Below are 4571 nucleotides of genomic sequence, written 5' to 3'. Positions count from 1 at the left end.
TCGGCATTACTTGGCATCTTAACCGTTGGATTTTTCGCGGCCTTAGCCTTAATGACTGAAAACGGAGGCATAGAGCCTTTTTTCCCCAACATAGGATCAATAAGGATAAATTTTTCGCCAGATTCAATGAGAAAAGTTGCGCTACGTAGGTGGTGGATCTTCATAATGCCTCTCTAAACTCACTAACAAGTCATGTTCTCTATACGATTTAGTATGCTACTTTCCGACTTCTTATGATACTGTCTTGAAAGTCAACGTTCGCGCAAATCGAGACACTCATGAACAAATCAAGCGAGTTAATTAAAATTACTATGATAGCCTTTGAAGGCATCAGTGCTTTTCATCTCTCTGTGCCCTGTCTGGTGTTTCGAGATATCTTTTTCGGTCAGCCGGTTCGGTTTAACTTGAGGATCTGTAGCGAAAACAGCTTGCGGTTTGAAACAAGCTCTGGATTTGGTGTGGTGGTCGATAGCGATCTAAGTGCTACCCAAGAAGCCGATATTATAATTATTCCAAGCTGGCCAAATGACCTGCCAGAGCCAAGTGAGCGACTTCTAGAGGCGTTAATAGATCATCATGATAAAGGGAAGTTGCTGGTAGGGCTCTGCCTTGGTTCTTATGTTCTCGCGTGTGCTGGCGTTCTCGATGGCAAACGAGCCACAAGCCACTGGGCATTTACCGAACAATTTCAGCAGCAATTTCCTAAGGTGAATTTTGACCCAAACCCTCTATTTGTTGAACATGAGACTATCATCACCTCTGCTGGAGTAGCAGCTTCACTCGATTGCTGTCTGCACATAGTGCGCCGTTTGTGTGGTAGTGAGCTTGCGAATGATCTCGCTCGTAAGATGGTGACTGCACCATCTCGTAATGGTGGGCAGCAACAATACATACCAGCACCAGTCAACATAAAACCCCTCACAGAGACAAGTATTAACCTTGTGATTGAGCAGGTTGAGCAGAGTCTCAATCAGTCTCATTCACTAGATGAACTCGCTGAGCGCTGTGCGATAAGTAAACGTACCTTTACACGCCAGTTTAAATCCACCTATGGTTGTACATTTGGTGAATGGCTGCAAAATCGACGTTTGGTGTTTAGCCAACGTCTATTAGAAACCACGAAACTATCGATACCTCAAATTGCAGAGCAAGCGGGTTTTGGTTCTGACAGTGTATTTAGAAAGCACTTTAAATCTGCTTTTCATGTATCGCCGGTTCAGTGGCGCACGACTTTCAAGCAATAGAACTCATTTCATTGAGGGCATTTTTGCGTTACATGCTACCGCCAGCATACCTTTGGGCAGAAATGAGTTTCGGAAAAGTAAACATTAGCAAATCATGAATAACTACAGGTATGGCAAAGAGGAAAAAGTTTCAACGGTGTCTCCAATTGCTTTATTGAAATACTAGTACCTGATCCCGTACTGGAATCAGGTGATTGTTATGAGAGACAAAAGACAAGACATGACCCTATTGTTTCTAATGCTGAGTCACAAGCAGTTTTTTTCCATGCTCGATTAATCATTATCAGCATTACTGATAACTTAAGCGCGTTGCAGCAAATCGGTTAAGTAAAGTGTGCATGATGTAACACAGTAATAAAGTCGCTACGATGGCAACCAAAATACTGCTAATACGGTAAAGTGCACTATATATCAGATCGCTACCTGGGGTGAGGTATTGGCCAAATAAAATCCCCAGCGTGGTCATCGCTCCAAAGCCAACCCCAGCGCCGACGTTTTCTTTAACATGAACTTGGCTAAATAGCATTAATCCGAACCATAAAACCGGCACTACTAAGATAAGCAGCCCCGACCAATCATAGAGAAACAACTGGGCTAACACACCGAATGTCACTCCAAGAAAGGTACCTATCGCACGTTTAAGGGCATAATTTAATACCCCAGTAAAATGCATCGGATAAAGTAATAAAATTGTGGCAGCTTGCGCCGACATAGAGTCTTGCAGATTAAATATCTGGAACACGACAAAAGATGCTGTGGCGATAGTTGCCCCCAGTAATACTTCATGTCGCATTCGATTTACTGATTTTGCTGGTGGTTTTTGCAATTTTCTGGGTTCAACATCAGGGATTAACGAGACCATGATATAGGCGATAATGATTGCCAGTATTGTGGCGCCGAGATTAGCGCCGATGAGACCGTTTAGATCAGTATCAGGGTAACTGGCAAAATTAAGCATGATGCTCAGATTAAGTAAACTATTGGCACCATAAAGAAAAAAACTGCCGCGGGTCATGGCGGTAAAAAAGCCAACAAACACCCCAAAAATAATCAGGGTCATTAAGACTGGATGGCCACCAAATAAACCACCGATAACGCCTACCACTAATCCAGCTGTGACAGAAGACGCCAACACCTGTCGCGCGACATGGGCGGTGAACACAGGTGCTAGCCCTAGCAATACCATAGGGGTAACAGTATAAAACACCCCGTTACTAAAGCCGAACAGTTTGCACACAGTAAAGCCAATCGTGCCAGCAGTGGCAATACGTAGACATTGACGTAAATCATTGGCTGTCATGGGATTAAATCTTAGTAACATGATTGTTGCCTTGTGTCGCTGTAATATATTTAAAATAGCGCATCTATCAAATGTATGATGTTAATAGATATAGTGCAGCATACTGATGGCTTTAATCTGCCCATGAGCTAATAAGTTCAGCAAACTATTTTCTGGCATTATCTGCACCGTCGCCCGTGCCCCCGTTGGCAATGTTCTCATGACTTCGTCATTATCTAATTGTAAATGCAATCTCATTCTTTGGGCGTCACGGACCCAGCGATCAGATTGTTGCGGAGTCGCTAAACTGCCATTGGCATCGAACTGTCCGGCGCTAACCCCAGCATCAATACTGCTGACGTGGGCGCGATATAAACGGCCTGGTTCACCGTCAAACGCAACAAGGGCTTTAGATGAAATTGAGACATCTCGTAATGCCTTTTCTCTAAAATCAGCAATAATATCCACATCATCAGAAACAAGAGCCAGCAGTGGCTGGCCAATGGCCGCAAAGCCGCCGACCATGATTTGCAAGTTAGTAACTGTGCCGTCTTGATCCGCATGAACTTGGGTATAAGACAGGTTTAATTTGGCTTGGGCTAAGCGATTTTCGGCCTGACGTACTTTTAAGTTATTGTTACCGTAAACACCGCGGCTCACTTCTAATTGCTTTAAACGGGCTTGGGTTGCCAGCAAATTTGCTTCAGCCGCAGCGGCATCGCTGTCAGCTTGATCGCGTTGCTGTTGGGATACGCCATTAGTTTTGTACAGTGCATCAAGACGCTTTGCTTCGCTGCGTTTTTGTTGTGATGTGGTTTGGCTGGCATTGACATCAGCTTGCGCCGCTAACAAAGAGGCATCTAGCTCAGCGTTATCTTGCTGGACTTGCTCTAAAGCCAACTGCGCTTCATCTACCGCTAACTTATACGGTCTAGGATCTACTTCAAACAGTAATTCACCCTTGCTAACAACTTGGTTATTAGTGACAGCAATAGTTTTAATGCGGCCATTAACTTGTGGGGTAACCTTAGTCACAACCCGAGTTGCCATAGCCTGCGGCGTTAATGGCATAGTCGCATCAGCAAACATAAAGTAACCAAATACCAGCATAAAGCCTGCTAAGGCAATTTTTGTTAGCCGCGAAAATTGTTGATCTGGTGTCATATTTGTATTCACTTACTTGTCTGTCATTTTAGCTAATTTGGTTAACGCATTATTACCAATCAGATTAATTACTCTTTCAAACTCAGTAAGTTCTTCAGCGTTTATGCCTAAGAGCAATTGGCTACGGATATTGATAATTGTTACTTCAACTTTCGTTATTAAATCGAGTCCAGCAGGAGTCAAATTGACAAGTCTGGCGCGTTTATCATGGGGGCAACAGTGGCGTTCAATGAGCCCTTGCTGTTCTAATTGGGCTAAGGTGCGCATTAAAGAGGCCAGTTCAATTTCTAAGGCATTGGCTAATACTTTTTGACTGAGGTTGTCGCCTAATCGCCACAGTTTCCATAAGGCTGTCCAGCGTGGGTAAGTTAACTCTAAAGGGGCAAGTTCAATGTCAACAGCGGTGCGCCATAAGCGATGCAGACGCCCCAATTGTTCTGCCAGTGATAGCTCTTTCATATGGTCGAATTCTTTTTGCATCATGGTTCCCATTTACTTAGTGTGCTAACTATTATACTTGGTTAGCACGCTAAGTAAATTGTTTTATACTATCAAAATCGCCTCATAAGCCTAAATCCCCTTAAAGTAATGAAAAAAAAGAATAAAAATGGAAGTGAAATAGGACATCCGATCTTTTACCAATAAATTTTAACCCAGCCAACCCAATCGCTGAGCCAGAAACACAGTAGATGACAAAAAATATTAGCTAACGCGCCCATTCAGTCACAAAATAAACGGAAGCGGAATTTTAAAGAAAAATATGTAGGATTTTTGAGATTTACAGGTGGCGTTGTTGAACAATTCCTCCCTAAGAGCGTAGTAACCCCAAGGGCTGCGAGCAATTAAGCCACTTCATTTCTTACGGGCATACCTAACAACGGGGG

4 protein-coding genes and 1 pseudogene are annotated in these 4571 nt (G+C 43.4%); 1 reads left to right on the top strand and 4 read right to left on the bottom strand.

Translation table 11 applies throughout. The features are described from left to right. Nucleotides 1–164, bottom strand: a pseudogene (locus AB4154_RS22245) (MBL fold metallo-hydrolase); the annotation flags it as partial. 114 nt (nucleotides 165–278) lie between these two features. Between AB4154_RS22245 and AB4154_RS22240 the strand changes: the two are divergent. After that, nucleotides 279–1244, top strand: coding sequence for a GlxA family transcriptional regulator (locus AB4154_RS22240; RefSeq protein WP_372124137.1), 966 nt, complete (start codon nucleotides 279–281; stop codon nucleotides 1242–1244). Between the two features lie 289 nt (nucleotides 1245–1533). Here the strand turns inward: AB4154_RS22240 and AB4154_RS22235 are convergent, their stop codons facing one another. From AB4154_RS22235 to slyA, 3 genes are read right to left on the bottom strand one after another with little or no spacing between them, the layout of a single operon-like run. After that, on the bottom strand, nucleotides 1534–2565 hold the full coding sequence (locus AB4154_RS22235; RefSeq protein WP_017059067.1) for a DUF2955 domain-containing protein: 1032 nt from the start codon (nucleotides 2563–2565) through the stop codon (nucleotides 1534–1536). Between the two features lie 60 nt (nucleotides 2566–2625). Then, a complete protein-coding gene (locus AB4154_RS22230) occupies nucleotides 2626–3687 on the bottom strand; it encodes an HlyD family secretion protein (protein ID WP_017059068.1) in 1062 nt (353 codons plus the stop codon). A 12-nt stretch (nucleotides 3688–3699) separates the two neighbouring features. After that, nucleotides 3700–4167: a transcriptional regulator SlyA gene (gene slyA, locus AB4154_RS22225; protein ID WP_017059069.1), complete on the bottom strand. Its 468-nt coding sequence runs from the start codon at nucleotides 4165–4167 to the stop codon at nucleotides 3700–3702. Nucleotides 4168–4571 lie beyond the last annotated feature (404 nt).

Origin of the sequence: Vibrio sp. 10N.286.51.B11 (assembly GCF_041469245.1) — a bacterium.
Taxonomy (GTDB): Bacteria; Pseudomonadota; Gammaproteobacteria; order Enterobacterales; family Vibrionaceae; genus Vibrio; species Vibrio crassostreae_C.
The sequence above is the reverse complement of the archived record's forward strand: the minus strand, read 5'-3'. Positions and strand labels throughout refer to the sequence as shown.

Coding starts and splice junctions, on each gene's coding strand:
- slyA (WP_017059069.1), bottom strand. CDS start 4,167: ATGCAAAAAGAATTCGACCATATGAAAGAGCTATCACTGGCAGAACAA.
- AB4154_RS22240 (WP_372124137.1), top strand. CDS start 279: ATGAACAAATCAAGCGAGTTAATTAAAATTACTATGATAGCCTTTGAA.
- AB4154_RS22235 (WP_017059067.1), bottom strand. CDS start 2,565: ATGTTACTAAGATTTAATCCCATGACAGCCAATGATTTACGTCAATGT.
- AB4154_RS22230 (WP_017059068.1), bottom strand. CDS start 3,687: ATGACACCAGATCAACAATTTTCGCGGCTAACAAAAATTGCCTTAGCA.